Raw genomic sequence first — 22,898 nt, forward strand, 5'->3', positions numbered from 1 at the left:
CCTGCCCGCATGGCCGAGCCGCACCCCGAACCGCACGACGTCGCCGTGGCGATCATCCCGGCGCGCGGCGGCTCGAAGGGGCTGCCGGGCAAGAACCTCATGCGCCTCGGCGGCGTCTCGCTCGTCGGGCGCGCGGTCGCCGCGGCGCGGTCGGCGCGCTCCGTCGGCACGGTCATCGTCACGACCGACGACGAGGAGATCGCGCGGGTCGCCCGGGCGGCGGGCGCCGAGGTCGTCGATCGGCCCGCCGAGCTCGCGGGGGATGCCGCGACCTCCGAGTCGGCGCTGCTGCACGCGCTCGACGAGCGCTACGCGCACGCGGGGGATGCCCCGCCGGTGACGCTCTTCGTCCAGGCGACCTCGCCGTTCATCGACCCCTCCGACCTCGACGCCGCGGTCGCCCGCGTCGCGAGCCACGAGGCCGACAGCGTCTTCGCCGCGGTCGAGAGCCACGCGTTCCTCTGGCGGGCCGCGGGCGACGGTGCCGTGTTCGGAGCGAACCACGATGCCGCCGTGCGGCGGCGCCGGCAGGATCGCGAGCCCGAGTTCCGCGAGACCGGGGCGTTCACTGCGATGCGGACGGCGGGGTTCCGCGCCGCGCGGCACCGCTTCTTCGGGCGCATCGCCCCGCAGTTGGTGCCCGCCCTGCACGGCGTCGACATCGACACGGCCGCCGAACTCGTCGTCGCGAAGGCGCTCGTCGAGCTCATCGACCGACCGGCCGCCGCGATCGACGTCGACGCCGTCGTCACCGACTTCGACGGGGTGCACACCGACGACACCGCCTGGGTCGACACCGACGGCCGCGAGCTCGTGCGCGTCAGCCGCAGCGACGGGCAGGGCGTCGCCCGCCTGCGCGCCGCGCAGGTGCCGGTGCTGGTCCTCTCGGCCGAGGAGAACCCCGTCGTGGCCGCGCGCGCGGCGAAGCTGCGGGTCGAGGTGCTCCAGGGGGTGCGTGACAAGGGGCCGGTGCTCGCCGAATGGGCGGCGGCACGCGGCATCCCGCTCGAGCGCATCGCGTACCTCGGCAACGACGTCGGCGACCTGCCCGCACTCGCCCTCGTCGGCTGGCCGGTGGCCGTCGCCGACGCCGTGCCCTCGGTGCGCGACGCCGCGCGCGTCGTGCTCGAGGCGCGCGGCGGCGCCGGCGCCGTGCGCGAACTCGCCGAACTCGTCCTGGCGGCGCGCCCCGGTGCGCCCGAACAGAACCCGTCACCACGAACCGAACACGAGGGAGCACTCGCATGACCGCCATCCGCATCGGCCGATCCGCGATCGGTCCCGGGCATCCCGTCTACGTGATCGGCGAGATCGGCCTCAACCACAACGGCGACGTCGAGATCGCCAAGCGGCTCATCGACGTCGCGGCCGAGTCGGGGGCGCAGGCCGTCAAGTTCCAGAAGCGCACGCCCGAGATCGCGACCCCCGAGCACATGCGGGATGTCCCGCGCGAGACCCCGTGGGGCACGATGAGCTACCTCGACTACCGGTACCGGGTCGAGTTCGGCGAGGCCGAGTACCTCGAGATCGCCTCGTACGCGATGCGCGCGGGACTCGACTGGTTCGCCTCGCCGTGGGACGTGCCGTCGGTCGAGTTCCTCGAGCGGCTCGACGTCGCCGCGCACAAGGTCGCCTCGGCCTCGGTCACCGACCTCGCGCTCCTCGAGGCGATCGCGGCGACGGGCAAGCCGGTGATCTGCTCGACGGGCATGTCGACGCTCGACGAGATCGACCGGGCGGTCGAGGTGCTCGGCACCGATCGGCTCGTGCTGCTGCACGCCACGTCGAGCTACCCGATGCCGCCCGAGGAGGCGAACCTCCGCACGATCGACACGCTCCGGGTGCGCTACCCGGGGGTGCCGATCGGCTACTCGGGGCACGAGCGCGGCCTGCAGATCTCGCTCGCCGCGGTCGCGCTCGGCGCAGTCGCCGTCGAGCGGCACATCACGCTCGATCGCGCGATGTGGGGCTCCGACCAGGCGGCCTCGCTCGAGCCGACCGGGTTCGAGCACCTCGTGCGCGACATCCGGATCATCGGCGAGGCGATGGGCGACGGCGTGAAGCGCGTGTTCCCCGGCGAGGAGGCGCCGCGCGCGAAGCTCCGCCGGGTGCCCGCGCTGTGAGTGCGAGGCCCCGGCGACTCGTCGTGGTCGCCGACTCCGACTCGTACGTGAAGTGGGGCGCCGCGTTCGCCTCGCGCCTGCCCGCCGGGTGGGCGGCCGAGCTCGTCCTCGTGACGACCCCGGTGCTGCCGAGCGAACGGCAGTTGTCCGCCGCCCTCGACGGCACCGTGTTCTCGCGGGGGGCGGTGCGACGACTGAGCCTCGACGGGCTCGCCGCACGACTCGAGGCCCGTCGGCCCGACGCGGTGCTGCTCGCGCTCCGGGGGCCGCTCGTGCGGGTGGTCGCGCCGATCGTCGGCGCACTGCCCGAGCGGCCGGTGATCGTGAGCGGCTTCCCCGGGCTCACGATCCCGGCCGAGCCGAAGGCGATCGTCTACCGCGAGCAGGTCGACCTGATCGTGCTGCACAGCCGGCGCGAGGTGCGCGAGTTCCGCGCGAACGCGCTCGCGCTCGGGGTGCCCGTCGAGTTCGGCCTCGCGACCCTGCCGTTCCTGTCGGTGCGCGATCGTGCGTTCGCGGCGGCCCGGGCGGATGCCCCCCGCCCGGACCCGTCCGCCGCCGGCGGCCAGCACGGCGGCGACCTCGTCTTCGCCGCGCAGGCGAAGGTGCCCGCTGAGCGGGAGGATCGCGTGCGGATGCTGGGCTGGCTCGCGGACGCGGCACGGCGGCGACCCGCTCGTCGCGTCGTCGTGAAGGTGCGCGCTCGCCGTGGGGAGGCGCAGACGCACGCCGAGGAGCACGACTACGCCGAGCTCCTCGCCGACCCCGAGGTGCTGGACGCCATCGGCGGCCCGCCGCCGAACCTGGTCGTGCTCGACGGGCCGATGTCGCGGTGCCTCGAGGAGGCCGCGATGCTCGTCACCGTGAGTTCGACCGCGGCGCTCGAAGCGGTCGCCGCGGGCGTGCCCGCGGTCGTCGTCGACGAGTTCGGCGTCGAGCCGAAGCTCATCAACACCGTGTTCGAAGGCAGCGGCCTTCTCGCCGGGGCCGATGCGATCGCCGAGTGGGCGCCGAGGCGCCCCGAACCCGCCTGGCTCGCCGACAACTACTTCCACGGCGAGGGCGACGACGACTGGGCCGATCGGCTCGACGGGCTCCTGCTGCTCCGGGAGGCCGGCGCCCTGCCGTTCAGGAGGCGTCGGCACAACCTGGCCGGGGGAGCGCTGCGCCGGGCCTTCGAGCGCAAGCGCATGCTCGGGCACTACGACCGCTCGCTCGCGGGCGCGGTCTCCACGGTCGTGGCCCGACCGGCGCGCTGGGTCGTGCGTCGCGTGCGTCTCGTGCGTCGCGTGGGCGCGTCGCGCCGACTACTCGCCTGAGGCGGCGTGCTCCTCGACGTGGGCGAGGTAGGCGGCGGCGTTGCGACGGATGCCGTCGCGCTCGGCGTCCGAGAGTTCGCGGCGCACCTTCGCGGGGACCCCTGCGACGAGGGATCCGGGCGGAACGACCGTGCCCTCGAGCACGACCGCGCCCGCGGCGACGAGCGATCCCTCCCCGATGACGGCGCCGTTCAGCACGGTGGCGCCCATGCCGATGAGGCAGTCGTCCTCGACGGTGCAGCCGTGCAGCACGGCGCCGTGCCCGACGGAGACGCCCCGTCCCACGGTGAGCGGGTACCCGGCGTCGACGTGGCACACGACCGTGTCCTGCAGGTTCGAGTCGGCGCCGAGCACGATCGGCTCGGCCTCGGCGCGGAGCACCGCGTTGTACCAGACGCTCGAGCCGGCCTCGAGGCGCACGTCGCCGACGATCACCGCGCCGGGCGCGACGAACGCCGAGTCGGCGATCACGGGGGCCGGGATGCCGGCCAGGACGATGATGCGGGCTGAGGGGTCTGCGGCCATGTTCCGAGCCTATCGACGGCGGCGGGCGACGGTGACGAGCCGCCAGCCGACGCCGACGGCGAAGACGACGAGGCCGGCGATGATCGAGGTCGACGGAAGGGTGACGACGAGCACGAGGCATCCGATCGCCCCGCCGGCCGAGAGCGCTCGGGGCACCCGGCGCTCGCCGGCCGGCTGCGTGAGCGCGGCGAGGTTCGCGACGAGGTAGTAGCCGAGCACGCCGAACGAGGAGAATCCGATGGCCTCGCGGAGGTCGACGGTGAGCACGAGTGCGACGATGACGACCGCCACGACGATCTCGGCGACGTGCGGAACGCGCGTGCGGGGGTGCACGGAGGCGAGCTGCTGCGGCAGCTCGCCGTCGCGCGCCATGGCGAGGGCGGTGCGACCGATTCCCGCGATGAGGGCGAGCAGCGCGCCGAGGGCCGCCGCGGCCGCGGCCAGGCGCACGACGGGGGCGACTGCGGGCCACCCCGCTGCCTCGACGAGGTCGACGAGCGGGGCTGTGGAGGCGGCGAGCGCCGGGGCGCCGAGCGTCGCGAGCAGGACGAGCGCGATGAGCGCGTAGAGCACGAGCGCGCAGGCGAAGGCGATCGAGATCGCCCGTGGGATCGTGCGTGCGGGATCGCGCACCTCCTCGCCGAGCGTCGCGATCCGGGCGTACCCGGCGAAGGCGAAGAACAGGAGGCCCGCCGACTGCAGGATTCCGGACCAGCCCGAGTCGACGAGTCCGTCGAGCGGGATGCCGCGCTGCAGCAGCGACCCGGTTCCTGCGGCGATGACGACCAGCAGCACGAGCACGACGAACGTCACGATGATCGTCGCGGCCCGTGCCGTGCGCGTGATGCCGCGGAGGTTCACCATGGCCAGCGCGATGACCGCGGCGGCGGCGAGCGGACGCTGCCACTCGCTCGGCACGAGATAGGCGGCGAAGGTCATGGCCATGGCGGCGCAGCTCGCGGTCTTCCCGATGACGAAGCCCCATCCGGCGAGGAAGCCGGGCCAGGCGCCGAGCCGTTCGCGGCCGTAGCGGTACGCGCCGCCCGACTCGGGATACCGCGCCGCGAGCTGGGCGGTCGAACTCGCGTTGGCGAACGCGACGAAGGCCGCGATCGCGAGCCCGATGACGAGCCCGCCGCCTGCGGCCGCGGCGGCCGGGGCGAAGACGGTGAAGACGCCCGCACCGATCATGGCGGCGAGCCCGATCACGACGGCGTCGCGCACGCCGAGGCGTCTGGCGAGTGAGGGTGGCGTCACGGCCGCACTCTACGCCACCCGTGTGTCGCGCAGGAGCCGCCGTAGGATCGGAGGATGAGTTCGCCGCTGCCCTCGTCCACGCCGTCGCACCCCGCGGTCGAACGCGTCGCCGCCTCGCTCTCCGCGCACGGCCTGGATCCCGAGATCGTCTGGTTCGACGACGCGGTGACGACGGCGCCCCTCGCGGCCGCGGCGCTCGGCGTCGAGGTCGGGCAGATCGCGAACTCGCTCGTCTTCACCCTCGACGGCGAGCCCCTGCTCGTGCTCACCTCCGGAGCGCACCGCGTCGACACCGAATGGCTCGGCGCCGAACTCGGTGGAACCATCGGCCGCGCGTCGAAAGAGATGGTGAAGGATGCCACGGGGCAGGTGATCGGCGGAGTGGCGCCGCTCGGACACCCCGCCCCGGTGCGCACGATCGTCGACACCGAGCTCGCCGGTTACCCCGTCGTCTGGGCCGCCGCGGGCCACGCCAAGACGGTCTTCCCGACCACCTTCGACGAGCTCGTCCGCATCACCGGAGGAACTCCCCGCCCGGTCGAGCCCGGCCGCGCCTGAGTGATTCCGAGCGCCTGCGCGCCGTCCTCGGTGTCCTCTCTGCGGGTTGACAGCACCCCACCCGGCCTCTCGAGTCGGTTCATCGTCAGGACTACGTCACTGATACGTCTCTGGTATCGGCCCGCCGAGCGCCCGCTGCTTCGTTACGTCACTGATCCGCGCACGGTATCGCCCAGCGGGCCGGTCCGTGCTCATCGGATGCTGATGCCGCACGCGAATCAGTGACGTAGGCGGGAGTCGGGGAGAGTTCCCCTGATACCGGAGACGTATCAGTGACGTAGTCCGCTCGTCCGGGTGCCCCGGAGGCTCGCGATGGCTTCGCGGCGCACCACGTGAGTGCGTGCGCGGAGTCGCTACTGCTCCTCCACGGGCGTGCCGCCCGCCGAGTTCCACGCGTATCAAGGCCGACACGTTTCCCTTCCGGATGCGGTCACCGAGGCTGGAGCGCGGGACGCAGAGAGGGAGGTACGCATGACCGCAGCGGATGGCGTCGAGCCGAGCCGGGCGCGGGCACTCGATGTCCCACGGCTCGTCATGCGAGTCCGCCGGCTCGGCGATCTGAGCCAGCGCGATCTGGCCCGCGTCGCCGGGATCAGTCAGCCGCAGATCGCCCGAATCGAACGATCCCTCCGCGGGCTCGACGTCCGCACGCTCGAGCGCATCCTCGGGCTGGCCGGCCTTCGGCTCGCGGTCGTCGACGACGAGGGAGCCGAGGTGTTCCCGGTCTCCGACGACGTGATCCGTGACAACGCGGGTCGGCTCATGCCGGCCCACCTCGACGTGCGGGTGCCGACCGATCGACCGCGGAGGCTCCTCACCGATACGCGCTACGACCGCGCCGAACCGCAGGGCTGGTACCACCACCGGGCCGAACGAGACCGTCGCCGACGGCAGCTCGGGACGACCTCTCACGTCGATCAGCCGACCCGACCCGATGCGGCGGCGGCCCGACGAGTGCGGCACGGATCGACATCGGGTCGGCCGCCGGACGCCGCGATCGACGACTGCGGTTGCCTCGACGAGTGCTGGGACACGCGCGGGTGCGCGAGCAGGTGCTCGTGCCGGTGCGGCGGCTGAGATCCTCGGGGAAGTTCAGACGTCGCGGCGGGTGCCCTGCGAAGCGCGCACCGTGAAGATCGAGGGCTCGCGGTAGCCGTGCTCGGCGAAGGCCGCCACGACCTCGCGCGTCACGATCGGCACGAGCGCGTCGATCATGAGGGCGATCGCCGAACCGCCGAAACCGCCGCCGGTCATGCGGGCGCCGATCGCGCCATTCGCCTGCGCGGTGGCGACCGCGAGGTCGAGCTCGGGCACGGAGATCTCGAAGTCGTCGCGCATGGAGACGTGCGAGGCATCCAGGAACGGGCCGATCGCGCCGGGGCCCTGCTCGTGGAGGGTGCGCACCGTGTCCAGCACCCGCTGGTTCTCGGTGACGACGTGCCGCACGCGGCGGAAGGTCTCATCGTCGAGCAGTTCGGCGGCTCGGGGGAGGTCGCTCTCGTGCAGCTCGCGCAGCGACTCCACACCGAGGGCCCGGGCGCCCGCCTCGCAGGAGGCGCGGCGTGCCGCGTACCCGCCCGTGGCGTGCGCGTGCGACACCCGGGTGTCGACGACGAGGAGGCTGAGGCCCTCGGCGGCGAACCCGAGCGCGATCACCTCGGCGTCGAGGCTCCGGCAGTCGAGGAACACACCGGCGTCCGCTTCGCCCAGCAGCGACGCCGACTGGTCCATGATGCCCGTCGGCGCCCCGACCACCCGGTTCTCGGCGAGCTGGCCGACCTTCGCGAGCGTGGGGCGGTCGAGGCCGAGACCCCAGTGCTCGTCGAGCGCGAGGGCGACCGCGCACTCGATCGCCGCCGACGACGACAGACCCGCACCGACGGGCACGTCGGACGCCAGGTACAGGTCGACCCCGCGCACGGCCGAGAGGTCGGCGCCGAACTCGCCGAGCGCCCACGCCACGCCGATCGGGTACGCCGCCCAGCCGTCGACCGAGTCGGGCGTGAGCAGGTCGAGGTCGATCTCGACCAGGTCGGGCGCGAAGCCCGTCGCGACGCGGAGCATCCGGTCGTCGCGGTCGCCGAGCGCGACCGCCGTGCGCTGCTCGATCGCGAAGGGGAACACGAAACCGTCGTTGTAGTCCGTGTGCTCGCCGATCAGGTTCACCCGGCCGGGCGACGACCAGACGCCCGCGGGGGTCCGTCCGAACCACTCGGCGAAGCCGTGCTGCGCCTGCGTCACCGGGTCGACCCGTCCCGCCGTCGTCTCGCTCATTCCGACACCTTCCCGATCGCGGCGCGCAGCGCCTCCGCCTGCGTCTCGGGGGGAACATCCCCGATCCATGCTCCCATCGCGGCCTCCGAGCCTGCGAGGTACTTCAACTTGTCGGCGCCGCGCCGCGGGCTCGTGAGCTGCAGCATCAGCCGCACGTCGTCGCGCCGCGTGTGCACCGGGGCCTGGTGCCAGGCGGCGATGTACGGCGTCGGGGTGTCGTAGAGCGCGTCGACGCCGCGCAGCAGCCGCCGGTACAGCACCGCGAGCTCGTCGCGCTCGGCGAGCGTCGTCGCGGCGAGGTCGGGCACGTGCCGATGGGGGAGCAGGTGCACCTCGATCGGCCAGCGTGCCGCGAACGGCACGAACGCGCTCCAGTGCTCGCCCTCGAGCAGGAGGCGCGGGCCGCCGCGCTCGCGCTCGAGCAGGTCGGCGAAGAGCGTCGGGCCGTACGAGTCGATCGCGGCCAGCAGCCGCTCGGTGCGCGGCGTCACATACGGGTACGAGTAGATCTGCCCGTGCGGGTGCCCGAGGGTCACGCCGATCTCGCGCCCGCGGTTCTCGAACGGGAACACCTGCTGCACGCCCGGCAGCGCCGAGAGCGCGGCGGTGCGCTGGGCCCACGCCTCGATCACCGTGCGGGCGCGGGTCACCGTCTGGGTGCCGAACGACCCCTCGTGCTCCGGGCTGAAGCAGACGACCTCGCAGCGGCCGACCGACGGGTGGCGGCGCTCGAGGCCGACCCGGCGCAATTCGCCGAGCGCATCGAGCGGGTCGAAGGCCTCGGCCGGGGCGAGCCCGGGCCCGAAGGAGGGGGAGCGGTTCTCGAAGACGGCGACGTCGTAGCGGCTCGGGATCTCCGAGGGGTTTCCGGGCGACTGCGGCGAGAGCGGGTCGAGCTCGGCGGGCGGCAGCACGACGCGGTGCTGTCGGGCGGCCGCGATCGAGATCCACTCGCCGGTCAGCGGGTCCTGCCGCATCTCGGCCATCGCCGGCCGCGGGGCGAGTTCGCGCTCGTCGACGGCGCGTTCGGCCGGCAACTGCGTGTCGGCGTCGTCGAAGTAGATGAGCTCGCGGCCGTCGGCGAGCGTCGTCGGCTGCACGGCGATACGCGGGTCGATCACGGTCGCGGATGCCTCGGCGGCGAGGTCGCTCGTCTGGTTCACGCGGCACACGATACGCGACTTTCGTTCTGCAAACAAACTGCTTTCGTATTGCAAAGTTCAGCCCTGGGCCGGATGATCGAACCATGGACGACGACCCGCAGCTCGACGCGCCCCGCCGCCGCGAACTCGCCCTCGCCCTCGTCACAGAGCGCGGATTCGTGCGCGTCGCAGAGCTCAGCCGCGCCTTCGGGGTGACGACGGTCACCGCCCGCGCCGACCTCGACGCGCTCGAACGCCAGGGCGGCATCCGCCGCGTCCACGGCGGGGCCGTACCCGTCGGCGCCTCCGTCGGCGATGCGCGCCCCGAGCGCGAGCCGAGCTTCGAGGAGGCGCTCGAGGCATCCGTCGAACCGAAGCGGCGCATCGGCGAGCACGTGGCCGGCCTCGTGCGCAGCGGCCAGAGCCTCATCCTCGACGTCGGCACCACCACGCTGCAGGTCGCGCGGGCGCTGCGGCGGCGCACCGACCTCGAGGACCTCGTCATCTTCACGAACGGGCTCTCGATCGCGCTCGAGCTCGAAGCCGAGATCCCCCGTTTCCAGGTCGTCGTGACCGGCGGCACCCTGCGCCCGCGCCAGCACTCGCTCGTCGACCCGCTCGCCGGTTCGCTGCTGCAGCACGTGCACGTCGACCTCGCCGTCATCGGCTGCAACGGCGTCGACCCCGTGCAGGGCGTCACCAACGCGAACCTCCCCGAGGCCGAGGTGAAGGCGCTCATGCTCCAGCGGGCGGCGCGAGCCGTCGTCGTGGCCGACGGCTCGAAGCTCGGCGAGGTGCACCTCGGCCGGGTCGGCCCGGTCGACGCGTTCGACGCCCTCGTCACGGATGCCTCGGCACCCTCAGCGCTCGTCGCCGAACTGGAGGACGCCGGACTCGCGGTGGTCACCGCTCACGGCCCCGGCGCAGCCCATAGAGTTGAGGCATGACCCAACCCACGGGCGAGCAGTTCGAGCTCGAGACGACGACGTCGAGCGGCCAGATCCGGGCCACCGTCACCGCGGTCGCCGCAGGGCTCCGCACACTCAGCATCAACGGCATCGACCTGGTGCCGCCGTACGGCGAAGACCAGTCACCGCCCATGGCCGCGGGCATCGTGCTCGTGCCGTGGCCGAACCGCATCCGCGACGGCCGCTGGAGCCATGACGGCGTCGACCACCAGCTCGCCATCACCGAGCCGGCGCGTTCGAACGCCATCCACGGACTGCTCCGCCACACCGAGTACCAGCCGATCGAGCGCGACCGCGACTCGGTCACGCTCGCCGCGCGCATCTACCCGCAGTCCGGCTACCCCTACCTCCTCGGCACCGCCGTGCACTACGAGCTCGTCGCCGACGGGCTGCGTGTCACCCACTTCGTCGAGAACCTCGGCGGCGAGGCCGCGCCGGTCGCCATCGGCACCCACCCGTACCTCAAGATCGGCGGCGTGCCGACCTCCGAGCTGACGCTGCGCCTCGACGCCGCGAGCCACATCGAGGTCGACGATCGGCTGCTCCCGACGGGCGAGGTGCCGGTCGACGGCACCGAGTGGGACTTCCGCGAGGGCCGCCGCGTCGGCGACCTGCGTCTCGACGACGCGTTCGGCGAGCTCGCGAGCGACGACGGGCAGGTGCTGCACTCGCTCACCGCGCCCGACGGCCGCAGCGTCTCGGTGTGGGCCGACGACGAGTTCGGCTACGTGCAGGTGTACACCTCGCACGAGTTCCCCGGCGAAGACGGCGAGATCGCGATCGCGATCGAACCGATGACGGCACCGGCAGAGGCGTTCAACTCGGGCCGCGGCCTCCGCTGGCTCGATCCGGGCGAGGAGTGGCAGCTCAGCTGGGGCATCCGCTTCGAGGGCTTCAGCGCCGACTGACGCCCGCTCGGTCGAGGCGGCGCGACGCGCCGCATCGAGACACCGGGTCGACCCCGCACCCGCTCAGGCCGCGCACGACCCCGAGCCGACCGGATCCGCGAGCGAGGGGGCGCGCTCCGCGAGCGGCGCGAGCGTCGAGATCGGGATGGCGAAGCCGACCGTCGCGGCCGACTCCGAGCGAGCGAAGACGACGCCCGCGACCTCGCCGTCCGCGGTCAGCACCGGTCCGCCCGAGTTGCCGTGGTCGACCTCCGCCGAGAGCGTCAGCACGTCGCGGGTCGAGGTGCTCCCGCCCTCCTGGATCGTGAGCGGGCCGCTCGCGGCGACCCGGCCGGGGCGGAGCTCGAGCGGGCCGCCGAACGGATACCCGGCGACGGCGACCTCGTCGCCGAGGGCGGGAGCGTCGAGCGCGAGCGGCGCTGCGGCGAGGCCCTCGACCGCGATCACGGCGAGGTCGTGCTCGGCGTCGAACGCGACGACCCGCCCCGAGACGGCGGGCAGCCCGGGCGCCTCGACGATGGGCTCGTCGACCCCTGCGACGACGTGCGCGTTCGTGACGATCCGATTATCGGCGACGACGAATCCGCTGCCCGAGAGGTTCGCGCCGCACTCGAACGCCGTGCCCGTGACGCGCACCACCGAACGCGACGCCGCGGCCAGGGCCGGCGTGTCGAGCGTGCCGCTCGGCGGCGGCTCGGTCGGCAGGGGCGTGTCGAGCACCTCGACGAGCCAGGGCAGCGCGTCGCCGAGGGCGGCGGTGCGGAGCTCGGCCATCACCGACTTCGCGGGCGCCGGGGTCACCTGGTCGAGTGCGCGCAGCACGGTCGAGCCGGCGACGGCGGGCGAGAGCACGGGCACGCCGAGCGCCGAGACGCCCGAGGCGACGAGCGCGACCACGAACGCGGTGACGAGGAGATTGCCGATCGCCCCGAGCACCCGGTCGAGCACCCCGAGCTTCACCGCCCGCGCGCCGCGGCGGAGCGCCCGGCCGACGACCGCGCCGAGCCAGGCGCCCGCCGAGAGCAGCACGAGCGCCGCGACGAGCGCCACCGGTGCCCGCCATTCTGCGACGGGAACGAGCCCGGCCGCCCACGGCATGACGAAGTAGGCGGCGATGCCGCCCGCGATGAGACCGACGAGCCCCGCGGCGGTGCGCAGGAGCCCGGCGCGAGCGCCGTACACGACGGCGCCGATGAACACGAGCACGAGGAGGAGGTCGAGCAGCAGGCTCCAGGGCATCGCGCCTCCAGGGGTTCGTCGTGGTCCGATCCAGCCTGAGACATCCACCTCGGAGACTGCTGCAAGCGGCGTGCGATTCGTCGATGACGTACAAACGCGGGCGGCACGCCGCGGACCGTCGCGTAGGGTCTCAGATGGCCCGCGCGCACCCGCCGGGCAGCCCCGACGAAGAGGAGTCACGGATGCGCGTCGGCATGTTCCTGAACTACGCGGGCGGCTTCCGCGAGGCCGCCGACGAGGTCGCCGAGCTCGAGGCGGCCGGTGTCGACCTCGTCGCCGTGCCCGAGGCGTACTCGTTCGACGCCGTCAGCCAGCTCGGATTCCTCGCGGCCCGCACCGAGCGGATGACGCTCATGAGCGGCATCCTGCAGCTCTACACGCGCACTCCCACACTCACGGCGATGACCGCGGCGGGGCTCGACTACGTCTCGGGCGGTCGGTTCGAACTCGGCATCGGCGCGTCAGGACCGCAGGTCATCGAGGGCTTCCACGGCGTGCGCTACGACGCCCCGCTCGGCCGGGCCCGCGAGATCATCGACATCTGCCGCACGACCTGGCGGCGCGAGCCCGTCGTCCACCAGGGCCGCAACTACACGATCCCGCTGCCCGCCGGCGAGGGCACCGGACTCGGCAAGCCGCTGAAGCTCATCAACCGCCCCGTGCGCGAGCGCATCCCGATCACCGTCGCCTCGCTCGGGCAGAAGTCGGTCGAGCAGACCGCCGAGATCGCCGACGGCTGGCTGCCGATGTTCTACCACCCCGAGCGGGCCGCCGGCGTCTGGGGTGCCGCGCTCGCTGCGGGCACTGCGAAGCGGGCACCCGAGCTCGCCCCCCTCGACGTCTTCGCGAGCCCGGCACTGGCGATCACCGAGCGGCCCGAGCTCATCGCCGCGGCCATCGCCGCCGTGAAGCCCCAGCTGGGCCTCTACATCGGCGGCATGGGCGCACGCGGCAAGAACTTCTACAACGACCTGATCGCGAGCTACGGCTTCGAGTCCGAGGCCGCGAACATCCAGGACCTCTACCTCGACGGCCGCAAGGCCGAGGCGATCGCCGCCGTGCCCGACGAGCTCGTGCAGGCGGTCTCGCTCATCGGTCCGGCCGGGCACGTCGCCGAGCGGGTCGCCGCGTTCGCCGAGTCGGGCGTGACGACCCTCGCGGTCACGCCCCTCGGGCGCGACTCGGCCGAGCGTGTGGCGCTCATGGCCGGGCTCCGCGCGATCGTCGGCTGAGCGGGTGCTCGCGGCCGGCGCCCTCAGGCGGATGGCCCGGCGACGAGCCTCCCCGAAGTGGGGCGCGCGGACTCTGGTGCGGAGGCGGCCTCGCGGATAGCGTTGGAGCTGCACGCGAAGTTGCGTGCAGGGGAACCAATGGGAGGGGCCGCCATGGCGGGAACGTTCGAGCTCTACACGGATGCGAGCGGTGAGTACCGGTTCCGTCTGAAGGCCTCCAACGGGCAGGTGATCGCCGCCTCGCAGGGCTACACGACGAAGGCCGCCGCGCAGAACGGGATCGACTCGGTGCGCACGCACGCCACCGACGCCGAACTCGTCGACCAGACCGAGTGACTCGAACGACCGCCGGGCGGTGCCCATGGCATCGCCGGTGCGGTCATGCGCCATCGGCGTCGGCTCGGCCGACCGCGGCACTCGCCCCGATCTCGCGGCGTTCGCCGCGCCGCTCGGCCGCATAGGCCCACACCGCGAGGGCGAGCATCGGCCCCCAGAACCAGAGCGGCAGCACGAGGTCGAAGACGATGACCTCGATGAGCGAGTCGGCGCCGAGCGACAGCACGAAGACCGGCACGGCCGAGATCGTGATGATCGTCGCCGCGGCGAGTCCGGGCACGACCGCGAGCCGAGCGGGCACGGGGCGACCGCCGAGCCGCGGCATCCAGCGCGGGAACACGCGGCCCCACCGCATGATGAGCCCGAGCGTGAGCACGCAGGCCGCGGCCGCTCCCGACCCCAGCATGAGGCCGGTCGCGAGCACGGCCGGTGAGAGCTCGCCCTGTGCGGGCGCGAACAGCGGCCACGGCGTGAGCCAGCTCGCCCGTACGATCGCGTACGGCAGCGGCCCGAGTGCCGCGAGCACGGTGACGGTGCGGCGGTGGCGAACGAGCCACGACTCGAAGGCGCGCACCTCGCGGGTGGTGCGTCCGGCGACGACCGCCACGACGGTCCACGCGAGGACCGCGGTGACCGATGCGGCCGAGACCAGGATGGGAAGCGCGTTGTCGACGAGCCCCGAGCCGAACCTCACGAGGAAGGTCGTGACGCCGTCCCACGTCAGTCCGGCCCACGACACGGCGACCCCGAGGAGGGCGAGGAGCAGCAGGAGGAGCGGCACGCCGAGCCTCGGCGCCCGCACGATGAGCACCGCGGTGGTGAGCACCCCGGCGACGACCGCGGAGAAACCGAACAGGTAGCCCGCGAAGGTGATGGTGCCGGCGTCGCCGAGTACGACGATGACGGTCGCGGCGAGTACTGCCGCGGCACCGGCGACGAGTGGCGCCCGCCTGCGGAGTGCGCCCCGCGAGAGGGCGACGCCGGCGAGGAGGAGGCCGACGGCCCCCGTCGCGACCACGACCGCGGCGAACTGCGTCGGCTCCAGCAGGGCGTTCGCGAGGCTTCGCGAGCCCGGCGCCGTGTACGGATTCGAATCGGGCAGGAGCCACCAGGCGAGACCGAAGGCCGTGATCGCGCCGGACGCGACGAGTGCCAGCACGGCGAAGGGGCGGAGCAGCCGGGTCTCGGCCTCCGATCGGGTGGCGGCGACCGAACCGGTCGCCGGTCTGGTGGATGTCATCAAGCGCTCCTCTGCATCGACCCGGGAGCCCCGCGTGGAGGCCGTTCCCGGCGTCCCCGCCGACGATCGGCCGGGCACGACGCCAGCGTCCCGCGACGAGCGGGTCGCGCGCCTCACCCGATCGGGTGAGATGCCGCGCCGCGGCTCGCCGGTAGCGTGGGGCCGGTGAAGGATGCCACGACCGCGCGCCGAGGACCGAGCCGCGCCGACTTGGCGTGGGCGGCGGTGGCCGCGGCGGCACTCCTGCCGATCACCGTCGCCGAGGTGCTGCGCGTGGCTGGGCCCGCGGGGGCCGTCTGGGCGGGCAGCGTGCTCGCGCTGTTCGCGCTCCTGCACCTGTTCGTCGCGTTGCGGCGGCAGTGGCCGCGGGCGGCGATCGCCGTGGCATCCGCGCTCATGCTGGTGCTCGCCGCCCTGAGCCTGCCCGGCATGCCCGGGCTCGCCGTGCTGCAGGCGAGCTCGCTCGTCTACCTCGCGTTCGTCTACGCCGCCGCGGCGAGCGACGACCGGGTCGCCGGGGTGGCCGGGCTCGCCCTCGGACTCGCGGGCGCCGGGATCATCACGGGGATCGTGTTCCTGTCGGACCGGCCGGACGACGAGGCGATGGGCGCGAGCACGGGCGCGGTGCTCGCGCTCGCCGGCTCGCTCGCGGGCGGGATCGGCGCGGCCTGGGCGCTCGGACGATACCGTCGCGAGACCCTGCGCAAGCGTGCGGCGCAGGAGCTCGCGCTCGCGCAGGCCGCGGAGCTGCGACTGCAGGGCGAGCTGCGCGCGGTCGCCGAGGAGCGGCGCCGGATCGCCCGGGAGCTGCACGACGTCATCGCGCACTCGCTCGCGGTGATGGTGGCGCAGGCGGAGGCGTCCCGGTTGCTCGTCGGACGCGACGACGAACGGGCGCGCGGTGCGATCGAGCACGTGGTGGCGACCGGTCGTGCGGCGATGGGCGACATGCGCGGATTGCTCGGCGCGCTCGCCGAGTCGTCGCCCGGCGATGACCCGACGACCCGAGAACCGAGCCCGGGACTCGACGCGCTGCCGGAGCTCGTCGAGCGCTCGCAGTCGCCCGGGCGCACCGCGGACGCGGTCGTGGTCGGCGTGCCCGCGGACGTGCGACCCGGCGTCGGGCTCGCGGCGTACCGCGTGGTGCAGGAGTCGCTGACGAACACGATCAGGCACGCCCCGCCGCCGACGCACTCGCGGGTGCGGATCGAGTGGGACGCCGCCGGGCTCACCGTGACCGTCGACGACGACGGGCGCGACGCGGCCGCGGCGCGGGAGTCCGCCCCCGGGCGAGGCCTGCGGGGCATGCGCGATCGCGTCGAGCAGGTCGGCGGCGGCTTCGAGGCCGGCCCCCGAACGGATGCCCCGGGGTGGCGCGTCGTCGCGCGGTTGCCCGTGGGCAGCGAGGTCGACGACGGGGGATCCCGATGACGGGCGGCTCGTGCATCCGCGTCGCGCTCGCCGACGATCAGGAGCTCATGCGATCGGCGCTCGAGATCATGCTCGAGGATCCGCCCGACCTCGAGCTCGTCGTGCAGGCCGCCGACGGCGCCGAACTGCTCGAGCGACTTCGTGCGCACCGTGCCGACGTGGTCGTGATGGACGTGCGGATGCCCCGCCTCGACGGCATCGAGACCACGCGGCGCGTGCGGGCGGAGCATCCGGGTACCCGGGTCCTCGTGCTGACCACCTTCGACCTCGACGAGGTCGTGTTCGCCGCCATCCGGGCGGGGGCCAGCGGGTTCTTGACGAAGGACGCCTCCGCCGAGGAACTGGCTGCGGCGATCCGCGCCGTCCACGCGGGCGACGCGACCCTCGCGCCGCGCGCGACCGCGAGCCTCGTCGACTTCGTGGCGAAGGCGCCGGCCGCGCCCGATCCCGAGGCACTGCTCGCCCCGCTCACGGCGCGCGAGCGCGACGTCCTGGCCGAACTCGTCGTCGGTGCGTCCAACGACGAGATCGCCGAACGCCTCTACCTCACCGGCAACACCGTCAAGACGCACGTCAAGGCGATCCTCGCGAAGCTCGAGCTGCCCGACCGGGTGCACGTCGTCATCTGGGCGTACGAACGCGGGCTCGTGCCGCGATGAGGGTGACCGAGGCGTTCGAGTTCGAATGTCAGTTGTCGAAGATACCTTCGAATGAAGGAGGTCGTCGATGACAAGTGCCCGAGCCGTGGAGCCCGACCCTGATGGTGCCCCCGGGGAATTCCGACATCCCGACCCGCTGATTAAAAGTCAGCTGCTCTGCCTCTGAGCTACGGGGGCGTGAACGTGACGCAGAAGCGCTGCTATCGCTGCAAGCAGTCTAGGCCACTTGAAGAGTTCAACCGCCTCAGATCGGCGCGAGACGGTCTCACATCGCTCTGCAAGGAATGCAACCGGCAGAAGGCCCGCGAGTACTACGCAAACAACCGTGAGGCCCATGTGCGCGTGATCATGGCGAGAAAGGCGCAGCAGAGGCGCCTCGCGCTCGACGCTGTCGGCGACTACCTGCTCGCGCATCCCTGCCTCGACTGCGGCGAGTCCGACCTGCGGGTGCTCGACTTCGACCATCGCGCGGATTGCGACAAGTCCGCCGAGGTGATGCGCCTGGCGCAGAACGGCTACTCGGTGCGCAAGGTCATGAGCGAGATCGCCAAGTGCGACGTGCGCTGCCGCAACTGCCACGCGAAGGTCACCTACGAGCGCTCCGGCGACAACTGGCGAACCGCATTCATGCGGCGCGCCGCCGCGCGGGAGTGAGTCGGTCGGGCACGGCGAAGCGGCCGGCCACCGGATTCACCCGGCGTCCGGCCGCTCGCCACCTCGGCGGGTCGTCGTTCAGCCCCGACGGCTGTTCGCGGTTCCCTTGAGCGGCACAACGGTCAGCTTGCCGCCCTCGTCCGAGAGCGCCTCGGTCGTCACGTAGAGCTGTTCGGCTCGCACCGACACCGCGGCGGGCATCGCGACGTCGATCACGCCGGTCGCCTGGCTGGCGCCCGGGGCGACGATCGCGACCTGGCCCGCGCCCTCGGCCCCGCCGAACAGTTCGCTGACGTAGATCGTGCCGTTCGGCGCGACCGCGAGGTTGGTGGCCCCGTTGAATCCGCTCGCCACGGGCACGATCTCGCCGGTCTCGGGGTTCACCTTCACGACGGTGCCGCGCGGTCCGAAGGCGGGGCTCTCCTCGCCGCCGGGAAGGCTCGTCACGTAGAGCCAGCCGTCGGGGCCGAGCTCGACATCGGTCGGCACCGGCTCGGTGCGATAGCCGTGGCCGGCAGTGCAGGCCGGCCAGCCGTACTGGCCGCCGAAGCCCGGCGGCACGATGATCGGCGCGCTCGGCGGCAGCACCGCCACCGTCGAGACCTCGCCGTCCTCGACCGCGAGGATGGCGTTGGCGCCCGCGTCGGCGATGTAGACGGTGTCGCCGACCACGGTCGCCCCGTACGCGTGCGTGTCGACGATGCCGGTGTAGTGCGGCTCGCCGAGCGGCGGGAACGGCGGGAATCCGGTGAACTGCGCCTCGCACTCGGGCGTCAGGTCGGAGAAGCCGTAGGTGTTGACGGCATCGGGGTTCTCGCTCGCCTCGTACCCCGCGAGGTCGGCGACGAGGGTCGAGGTCCCGTTCTTCAGCGCGTAGAGGCCGGCGACGACGTGGTCGTGACCGCCGCGCATGTAGTAGACCGTCGATCCGGCGATCGCCGGGGCCGAGATCTCCTCGCCGGGTGCGGCGACGAGCGTCGAGGTGCCGCCCTTCTTGTCGACGCCTGAGAGCAGGCCGGCGAAGTTGCCCGAGACGATGGCGCGGCCGTCGGTCGCGACGGCGAGCCCGAGCGGGGAGGGAAGCCCGCTCGCGCGGGTCTCTGGGGTGCCCGGGGCCGGCGCAGCGGCGGCCGGGGCGGCGATGGCGGCGGTCGCGACGAGCGCGGTCGCCGCAGCGAACGTGAGGAGGCTTCGAGTGCGCATGGTTCGCAGGCTATTCCCGATGCGACGGCCCCGACGCCCCCAGTGCGGGCGGCCCCAGTGCGGGGGATCACCCGGCGTGGGGGACAGTCGCGGGGAGCCCGGGTATCCTGTTCCGAATGGCCGCCGACTTCCACCGCCCCACCCGGTTTCCGCCCGCACTCTTCGACGGCTTCATCGGCGGCGACGACCCGGCCCGGCTGAACCGGGCGGCCCACGACACGGCGGCGGCCCTCCTCGCGCGGGTGCGCGAGAACCCCGATCCCGAGATCGTCGCGCGGCTGATCGCGTACACCGACCTGCACGGCATCGACGCGATCGCCGAGCTCTGGTCGGGCTCCTCGGCGAAGAGCCTGCCGGGCGCGCTCTGGCGCATCTACCTGCTGCGCACGCTCATCGGCCAGGACGCCGAGGCGCTGAGCCTCGCCTACCGACGCGGCTCCGAGGTCTCGCACACGATCGACCAGGTCGTCGCGGGGGCGGCCTCGCCCACGGGCCCCGACGAGGTGCGCGAGCTCGCCGACCGGGTGCTGCACGGCGTCTTCACCGGAGATTTCGCCGTCGCGCTCGAGCGCGCGGCGGCGTTCGCGCGGGTGAGCGCGGCCGGGTTCACGAGCCTCGCCGACGACGCGGATGCCACGGACGCCGCGCACCCCGAGCGCTCGGGCGCGCTCACCCGACGCGCGTTGCGCCTCACCGAGCTCGCCGACGAGCTCAGCGCCTGCGCCCGCCTCTGGCGGCGCGACGCCCTCGACTGAGCCGCTCACCGCGCCTGGCAGACTCCGGCGCCGTCGCCGGGAATGAACCCGCCTCCGACGTCGTTTAGACTGACTGAGGCCGGCCGCAGTAACCCCGGGCTCCAAAATTCGCCGCTCCGAGCGGCCTCGCGCCGAGAGGCGTTTCTGCGGCCGGCCTTGTCATGTCTTCGGCCGGGTCGAACGGCACCTCAGCCCCCGGTGCGCCATTCGGTGGTGCGGCATTCGAGGTCGGTCCGGCCGATGCGCCCGGTGGGCGACCACGTCTCGACGAATCGTTCGGGACGCACCCGCGGGTCGGACGACCAGAGCTCGTCGAGCCGGGCCTCCGCGGCTTCGTCGCCGGCGTCGGCCGCGACGGTCAGCTCGGCGACGAGGTCGGCGAGTTCGAGCTGTGCGGCCGAGAGTTCGTCGCCCGGCGCGGCCATCGCTCCCCAGCCGTCCCACAGCAGTACCTCGCAGCGCTGCCGGTGGGCGAGGTCGGCGATCACGTAGCCGTGCACGAACGCGGGACCTGCGTACGGCGTGTCGGGCCCGACGCCGTGGTCGGCGAGGTCGGTGAGTCCTGCGCGGTACGCCTGCCAGGCTTCGGCGGCGGTGCGGAAGCCGGCCGCGTCGCCGCGCGTGAGGTCGTCGACCGCGAACGGGTACGCGGCGGGGTCGAGTTCGGGGTCGAAACGCACCCAGCGTCCGGTCTGGTCGTCCCACCGCTCGCCGACGACGTGGTCGTGGTGATAGCCGGGTGCGAAGTACCCGGCGAACCCGAGGCGGCTGCGAGCCGGAACGCCGTGCTCGCGCAGGATCGCGACGGCGAGCACCGAGTGGTCGCGGCAGCAGCCGCCGAGGCGAGCCTCCGGCGCACGGGGCGCGTCGAGCGGCCCGGCCTGCCGCTCGACGAGGGCGTCGAGCTGCGAGGCGACCCACCGTCGGTCGATGTCGTCGAACTGCTCGGCCCCCACTCCTCCCGGGGTCGCGCGATAGTGGTCGACGAGGAGCTCGACGGTGCGGTGAAGCGCGTCGAACCCCGTGCCGACGGCACGCAGCAGGTCGGCGTGGGCCCCGGGATCGGTGACGGCGGAGTGGGGGCGGTAGCGCTCGGAGCGGGCGGCCGCGACGTTGGAGGAGGTGCCGGCCGGTGCGGCCTCGGCGAGGTGATCGGTCATGGTTCGAGCATCCAGTCCGCCCCGGGGGCAGAGTCAAGCACGAGGCGCTGATCCGGGGTCCACGGGGGTCGCGATCGTGGCGACGACGTCGCCGGGCACGGTCGACCACGGGCGCTCGTAGAGCTCGCGCGGCGGGCCGAGCGGGCCGCCGTGCCGCTCGGCGGCGCGCGCGATCGCGTCGTAGAACCGCAGCAGGGCGGGATAGACGAGTTCGTCGGCGGCGACGTCGACCGCGACGTACGTGGTCGCCGGTTCCGCGCGCAGCACGATGTCGCCGACGGGATCGCACGTCCCGGTGTACGGCACCGCGCTCTCGACGCGGCCGGGCAGCGCGAAGCCCACGGGCTCGTGGAAGATCAGCTGGTGCGTCGCGAGCGGGCGTGCGTCGTGGGCGGCGAGGTGGTGACGCAACGCGATGACGTCGCCGATCGTCGTGGGCACGAGCTCGGCCTGCTCCACGACGCGTGTGATCGACGCCGTCTTCTGCGCCTCGCGGTGGACCACCCGCACACGGTCGGCGACGGCAGCGGATGCGTCGGCGTCGACGAGTTCCAGCCCCGAGGCATCCGCGACGACGTCGACGACCTGGCTGCGCCGGGCGAACGCGCTGCGCTCGGCCGACCACCAGGCGGCGAGATCGGCCCGCAGCCGCTCGGGCGGAGCATCGATCAACTCGTGGACCCGGTCGAGCGGCAGCCCTACCCGGCGCAGGGCCTGGATCGAACGGGCGCGGGCGAGCTCGGCCTCCCCGTAGCGGCGGTACCCGGTGCGCGCATCGACCTCGGCGGGCACGAGCAGTCCGTTCGCCTCGTAGAGCCGCAGCGCCTTGAGCGACAGCCCGGAGGCGCGGCTCATCTCGCCGGTCCCGAGCATCCGCATGCCCGTACGGTAGCGCATCGACCGGGGGCATCCCGCAGCCCTGCGGCTGCATAGCATTGGTGCATGGCCTCGACCGTGACCCTCCTCATCGCCCCGCTGCCCGCCGACGCGTCCGCCGACGGCGTCGATGCGACCTTCCACGAGGTGGATGCCTCGGAGCCGGCGCTGCGGGTCGGCGAGCTGTCGACGCAGCGCGGCGACGGCATCTTCGAGACCCTCGCCGTCGTCGACGGTCACGCCCAGGAGGCGCAGGCCCACCTCGTGCGGCTGCGCAACTCGGCGGCGATCTGCGAACTGCCGGAGCCGAACCTCGAGCAGTGGCACGCGGCGATCCGGCGCGCGACCGCGGCGCTGCCGGCCACCGGCGAGTTCGCGCTGAAGCTCGTGCTGAGCCGCGGCGTCGAGCACGGCCCGGCGCCGACGGCGTGGCTGCACGCCTCGCCCGCGGCCGACTTCTCCGTGCCGCGCGAGCAGGGCATCCGGGTCGTGACGCTCGATCGCGGGATCGCCCACGATGCGGCGGCCCGGGCGCCCTGGCTGCTGCTCGGCGCGAAGACGCTGAGCTACGCGCCCAACATGGCCGCGCTCCGCGAGGCGAAGCGCCGCGGCGCCGACGACACGATCTACGTCTCCTCGGACGGATTCGTCATGGAGGGGCCGACTTCGAGCATCATCCTCCGCATCGACGGCGTCTACACGACGCCCGCGCCGAGCGGGGCGATCCTCCACGGCACCACCCAGCAGAGCCTGTTCGAGCACCTCGCCCAGGCGGGGGAGCGCACCGAGTACCGCGACATCCCGGTGGCCGAGCTCGCGCTCGCCGATGCCGTCTGGCTCGTCTCGAGCGTGCGGCTCGCCGCGGGCGTGACGGCGGTCGACGGGGCTCCCGTCGCCCTCGACGCGGCGACCACCCGGCGCTTCAACGACTACCTCCTGAGCCCGCGAGACTGAGCGCCGCCCGCCCCCGAAGGGGGAGTTGCGCGGCCGGCGACCGGCACTCGCGCCGACTTTGTAAATGTTGCTAACATAACCCCAC

23 protein-coding genes and 1 tRNA gene are annotated in these 22,898 nt (G+C 73.4%); 14 read left to right on the top strand and 10 right to left on the bottom strand.

Translation table 11 applies throughout. From position 1 onward, the window contains the following. Positions 1-9 precede the first annotated feature (9 nt). From ACFVAJ_RS12360 to ACFVAJ_RS12370, 3 genes are read left to right on the top strand one after another with little or no spacing between them, the layout of a single operon-like run. Positions 10-1,248 carry a cytidylyltransferase domain-containing protein gene (locus tag ACFVAJ_RS12360; protein WP_376944434.1) on the top strand — a complete coding sequence of 413 codons (1,239 nt, stop codon included), beginning with the start codon at positions 10-12 and terminating at the stop codon, positions 1,246-1,248. Next, positions 1,245-2,123, top strand: coding sequence for an N-acetylneuraminate synthase family protein (locus ACFVAJ_RS12365; RefSeq protein ID WP_376944435.1), 879 nt, complete (start codon positions 1,245-1,247; stop codon positions 2,121-2,123). The genes ACFVAJ_RS12360 and ACFVAJ_RS12365 overlap by 4 nt, the downstream gene beginning before the upstream one ends. After that, positions 2,120-3,442, top strand: a complete 1,323-nt coding sequence (locus tag ACFVAJ_RS12370; RefSeq protein ID WP_376944436.1) for a DUF6716 putative glycosyltransferase — start codon at positions 2,120-2,122, stop codon at positions 3,440-3,442. The genes ACFVAJ_RS12365 and ACFVAJ_RS12370 overlap by 4 nt, the downstream gene beginning before the upstream one ends. Here ACFVAJ_RS12370 and ACFVAJ_RS12375 read toward each other — a convergent pair. Continuing rightward, complete coding sequence (locus ACFVAJ_RS12375; protein ID WP_376944437.1) at positions 3,431-3,967, bottom strand: gamma carbonic anhydrase family protein; 537 nt, start codon at positions 3,965-3,967, stop codon at positions 3,431-3,433. The genes ACFVAJ_RS12370 and ACFVAJ_RS12375 overlap by 12 nt on opposite strands. 9 nt (positions 3,968-3,976) lie before the next feature. Next, positions 3,977-5,224, bottom strand: coding sequence for an APC family permease (locus ACFVAJ_RS12380; protein WP_376944438.1), 1,248 nt, complete (start codon positions 5,222-5,224; stop codon positions 3,977-3,979). 54 nt (positions 5,225-5,278) lie between these two features. Here ACFVAJ_RS12380 and ACFVAJ_RS12385 point away from each other — a divergent pair, with 54 nt between their 5' ends. After that, positions 5,279-5,782, top strand: a complete 504-nt coding sequence (locus ACFVAJ_RS12385; RefSeq protein WP_376944439.1) for a YbaK/EbsC family protein — start codon at positions 5,279-5,281, stop codon at positions 5,780-5,782. Positions 5,783-6,253: 471 nt separating this feature from the next. Then, positions 6,254-6,859 carry a helix-turn-helix domain-containing protein gene (locus ACFVAJ_RS12390; protein ID WP_376944440.1) on the top strand — a complete coding sequence of 202 codons (606 nt, stop codon included), beginning with the start codon at positions 6,254-6,256 and terminating at the stop codon, positions 6,857-6,859. Between the two features lie 15 nt (positions 6,860-6,874). Here ACFVAJ_RS12390 and galK read toward each other — a convergent pair whose 3' ends face one another. After that, positions 6,875-8,056 carry a galactokinase gene (gene galK / locus ACFVAJ_RS12395; RefSeq protein WP_376944441.1) on the bottom strand — a complete coding sequence of 394 codons (1,182 nt, stop codon included), beginning with the start codon at positions 8,054-8,056 and terminating at the stop codon, positions 6,875-6,877. Then, entirely contained in the window at positions 8,053-9,177 is a 1,125-nt protein-coding gene (gene galT, locus ACFVAJ_RS12400) for a galactose-1-phosphate uridylyltransferase (protein ID WP_376944648.1), read from the bottom strand. Before galT ends, galK begins: the two co-directional genes overlap by 4 nt. Before the next feature lie 125 nt (positions 9,178-9,302). On the opposite strand from galT, the gene ACFVAJ_RS12405 reads away from it, so the two are divergent. Then, positions 9,303-10,145, top strand: coding sequence for a DeoR/GlpR family DNA-binding transcription regulator (locus ACFVAJ_RS12405; protein WP_376944442.1), 843 nt, complete (start codon positions 9,303-9,305; stop codon positions 10,143-10,145). Continuing rightward, the gene (locus ACFVAJ_RS12410) at positions 10,142-11,074 is read left to right on the top strand and encodes an aldose 1-epimerase family protein (RefSeq protein WP_376944443.1); all 933 of its coding nucleotides are present in this window, start codon (positions 10,142-10,144) and stop codon (positions 11,072-11,074) included. The genes ACFVAJ_RS12405 and ACFVAJ_RS12410 overlap by 4 nt, the downstream gene beginning before the upstream one ends. Positions 11,075-11,137: 63 nt before the next feature. Here the strand turns inward: ACFVAJ_RS12410 and ACFVAJ_RS12415 are convergent, their stop codons facing one another. Beyond that, on the bottom strand, positions 11,138-12,313 hold the full coding sequence (locus ACFVAJ_RS12415) for a MarP family serine protease (RefSeq protein ID WP_376944444.1): 1,176 nt from the start codon (positions 12,311-12,313) through the stop codon (positions 11,138-11,140). Between the two features lie 134 nt (positions 12,314-12,447). On the opposite strand from ACFVAJ_RS12415, the gene ACFVAJ_RS12420 reads away from it, so the two are divergent. Together ACFVAJ_RS12420 and ACFVAJ_RS12425 are read left to right on the top strand one after the other, a co-directional pair. After that, positions 12,448-13,545 (top strand): LLM class F420-dependent oxidoreductase, encoded by a 1,098-nt coding sequence (locus tag ACFVAJ_RS12420; RefSeq protein ID WP_376944445.1) that lies wholly within the window; start codon positions 12,448-12,450, stop codon positions 13,543-13,545. 153 nt (positions 13,546-13,698) lie between these two features. Beyond that, complete coding sequence (locus ACFVAJ_RS12425; RefSeq protein WP_376944446.1) at positions 13,699-13,881, top strand: YegP family protein; 183 nt, start codon at positions 13,699-13,701, stop codon at positions 13,879-13,881. A 43-nt stretch (positions 13,882-13,924) separates the two neighbouring features. Here the strand turns inward: ACFVAJ_RS12425 and ACFVAJ_RS12430 are convergent, their stop codons facing one another. Beyond that, positions 13,925-15,121, bottom strand: coding sequence for a hypothetical protein (locus ACFVAJ_RS12430; protein ID WP_376944447.1), 1,197 nt, complete (start codon positions 15,119-15,121; stop codon positions 13,925-13,927). A gap of 165 nt (positions 15,122-15,286) precedes the next feature. Here ACFVAJ_RS12430 and ACFVAJ_RS12435 point away from each other — a divergent pair, with 165 nt between their 5' ends. Next, the gene (locus ACFVAJ_RS12435) at positions 15,287-16,552 is read left to right on the top strand and encodes a sensor histidine kinase (protein ID WP_376944448.1); all 1,266 of its coding nucleotides are present in this window, start codon (positions 15,287-15,289) and stop codon (positions 16,550-16,552) included. Further along, on the top strand, positions 16,549-17,211 hold the full coding sequence (locus tag ACFVAJ_RS12440) for a response regulator (protein ID WP_376944449.1): 663 nt from the start codon (positions 16,549-16,551) through the stop codon (positions 17,209-17,211). Before ACFVAJ_RS12435 ends, ACFVAJ_RS12440 begins: the two co-directional genes overlap by 4 nt. A gap of 102 nt (positions 17,212-17,313) precedes the next feature. Here the strand turns inward: ACFVAJ_RS12440 and ACFVAJ_RS12445 are convergent. Further along, positions 17,314-17,388, bottom strand: a tRNA-Lys gene (locus ACFVAJ_RS12445). 6 nt (positions 17,389-17,394) lie between these two features. Between ACFVAJ_RS12445 and ACFVAJ_RS12450 the strand changes: the two genes are divergently transcribed. Next, the gene (locus ACFVAJ_RS12450; protein WP_376944450.1) at positions 17,395-17,865 is read left to right on the top strand and encodes a hypothetical protein; all 471 of its coding nucleotides are present in this window, start codon (positions 17,395-17,397) and stop codon (positions 17,863-17,865) included. Between the two features lie 78 nt (positions 17,866-17,943). On the opposite strand, the gene ACFVAJ_RS12455 is transcribed toward ACFVAJ_RS12450, so the two are convergent. Then, a complete protein-coding gene (locus tag ACFVAJ_RS12455) occupies positions 17,944-19,068 on the bottom strand; it encodes a ScyD/ScyE family protein (protein WP_376944451.1) in 1,125 nt (374 codons plus the stop codon). A 116-nt stretch (positions 19,069-19,184) separates the two neighbouring features. Here ACFVAJ_RS12455 and ACFVAJ_RS12460 point away from each other — a divergent pair, with 116 nt between their 5' ends. Next, complete coding sequence (locus ACFVAJ_RS12460) at positions 19,185-19,823, top strand: DNA-directed RNA polymerase subunit beta (RefSeq protein ID WP_376944452.1); 639 nt, start codon at positions 19,185-19,187, stop codon at positions 19,821-19,823. A 188-nt stretch (positions 19,824-20,011) separates the two neighbouring features. Here ACFVAJ_RS12460 and ACFVAJ_RS12465 read toward each other — a convergent pair whose 3' ends face one another. Then, positions 20,012-20,983 (bottom strand): transglutaminase-like domain-containing protein, encoded by a 972-nt coding sequence (locus ACFVAJ_RS12465; protein ID WP_376944453.1) that lies wholly within the window; start codon positions 20,981-20,983, stop codon positions 20,012-20,014. A gap of 33 nt (positions 20,984-21,016) precedes the next feature. Further along, positions 21,017-21,862, bottom strand: coding sequence for a MerR family transcriptional regulator (locus ACFVAJ_RS12470; RefSeq protein ID WP_376944454.1), 846 nt, complete (start codon positions 21,860-21,862; stop codon positions 21,017-21,019). 63 nt (positions 21,863-21,925) lie between these two features. On the opposite strand from ACFVAJ_RS12470, the gene ACFVAJ_RS12475 reads away from it, so the two are divergent. After that, positions 21,926-22,813, top strand: coding sequence for an aminodeoxychorismate lyase (locus tag ACFVAJ_RS12475; RefSeq protein WP_376944455.1), 888 nt, complete (start codon positions 21,926-21,928; stop codon positions 22,811-22,813). Positions 22,814-22,898: the final 85 nt, after the last annotated feature.

This window comes from Agromyces sp. NPDC057679 (genome assembly GCF_042799635.1).
GTDB lineage: Bacteria > Actinomycetota > Actinomycetes > Actinomycetales > Microbacteriaceae > Agromyces.

What these genes read in the sequence shown, in the direction of transcription:
- ACFVAJ_RS12360 (WP_376944434.1), top strand. Translation starts at nt 10, where the DNA reads ATGGCCGAGCCGCACCCCGAACCGCACGACGTCGCCGTGGCGATCATC.
- ACFVAJ_RS12365 (WP_376944435.1), top strand. Translation starts at nt 1,245, where the DNA reads ATGACCGCCATCCGCATCGGCCGATCCGCGATCGGTCCCGGGCATCCC.
- ACFVAJ_RS12375 (WP_376944437.1), bottom strand. Translation starts at nt 3,967, where the DNA reads ATGGCCGCAGACCCCTCAGCCCGCATCATCGTCCTGGCCGGCATCCCG.
- ACFVAJ_RS12385 (WP_376944439.1), top strand. Translation starts at nt 5,279, where the DNA reads ATGAGTTCGCCGCTGCCCTCGTCCACGCCGTCGCACCCCGCGGTCGAA.
- ACFVAJ_RS12390 (WP_376944440.1), top strand. Translation starts at nt 6,254, where the DNA reads ATGACCGCAGCGGATGGCGTCGAGCCGAGCCGGGCGCGGGCACTCGAT.
- galK (WP_376944441.1), bottom strand. Translation starts at nt 8,056, where the DNA reads ATGAGCGAGACGACGGCGGGACGGGTCGACCCGGTGACGCAGGCGCAG.
- ACFVAJ_RS12405 (WP_376944442.1), top strand. Translation starts at nt 9,303, where the DNA reads ATGGACGACGACCCGCAGCTCGACGCGCCCCGCCGCCGCGAACTCGCC.
- ACFVAJ_RS12410 (WP_376944443.1), top strand. Translation starts at nt 10,142, where the DNA reads ATGACCCAACCCACGGGCGAGCAGTTCGAGCTCGAGACGACGACGTCG.
- ACFVAJ_RS12415 (WP_376944444.1), bottom strand. Translation starts at nt 12,313, where the DNA reads ATGCCCTGGAGCCTGCTGCTCGACCTCCTCCTCGTGCTCGTGTTCATC.
- ACFVAJ_RS12420 (WP_376944445.1), top strand. Translation starts at nt 12,448, where the DNA reads ATGGCCCGCGCGCACCCGCCGGGCAGCCCCGACGAAGAGGAGTCACGG.
- ACFVAJ_RS12425 (WP_376944446.1), top strand. Translation starts at nt 13,699, where the DNA reads ATGGCGGGAACGTTCGAGCTCTACACGGATGCGAGCGGTGAGTACCGG.
- ACFVAJ_RS12430 (WP_376944447.1), bottom strand. Translation starts at nt 15,121, where the DNA reads ATGACATCCACCAGACCGGCGACCGGTTCGGTCGCCGCCACCCGATCG.
- ACFVAJ_RS12440 (WP_376944449.1), top strand. Translation starts at nt 16,549, where the DNA reads ATGACGGGCGGCTCGTGCATCCGCGTCGCGCTCGCCGACGATCAGGAG.
- ACFVAJ_RS12455 (WP_376944451.1), bottom strand. Translation starts at nt 19,068, where the DNA reads ATGCGCACTCGAAGCCTCCTCACGTTCGCTGCGGCGACCGCGCTCGTC.
- ACFVAJ_RS12460 (WP_376944452.1), top strand. Translation starts at nt 19,185, where the DNA reads ATGGCCGCCGACTTCCACCGCCCCACCCGGTTTCCGCCCGCACTCTTC.
- ACFVAJ_RS12465 (WP_376944453.1), bottom strand. Translation starts at nt 20,983, where the DNA reads ATGACCGATCACCTCGCCGAGGCCGCACCGGCCGGCACCTCCTCCAAC.
- ACFVAJ_RS12470 (WP_376944454.1), bottom strand. Translation starts at nt 21,862, where the DNA reads ATGCGGATGCTCGGGACCGGCGAGATGAGCCGCGCCTCCGGGCTGTCG.
- ACFVAJ_RS12475 (WP_376944455.1), top strand. Translation starts at nt 21,926, where the DNA reads ATGGCCTCGACCGTGACCCTCCTCATCGCCCCGCTGCCCGCCGACGCG.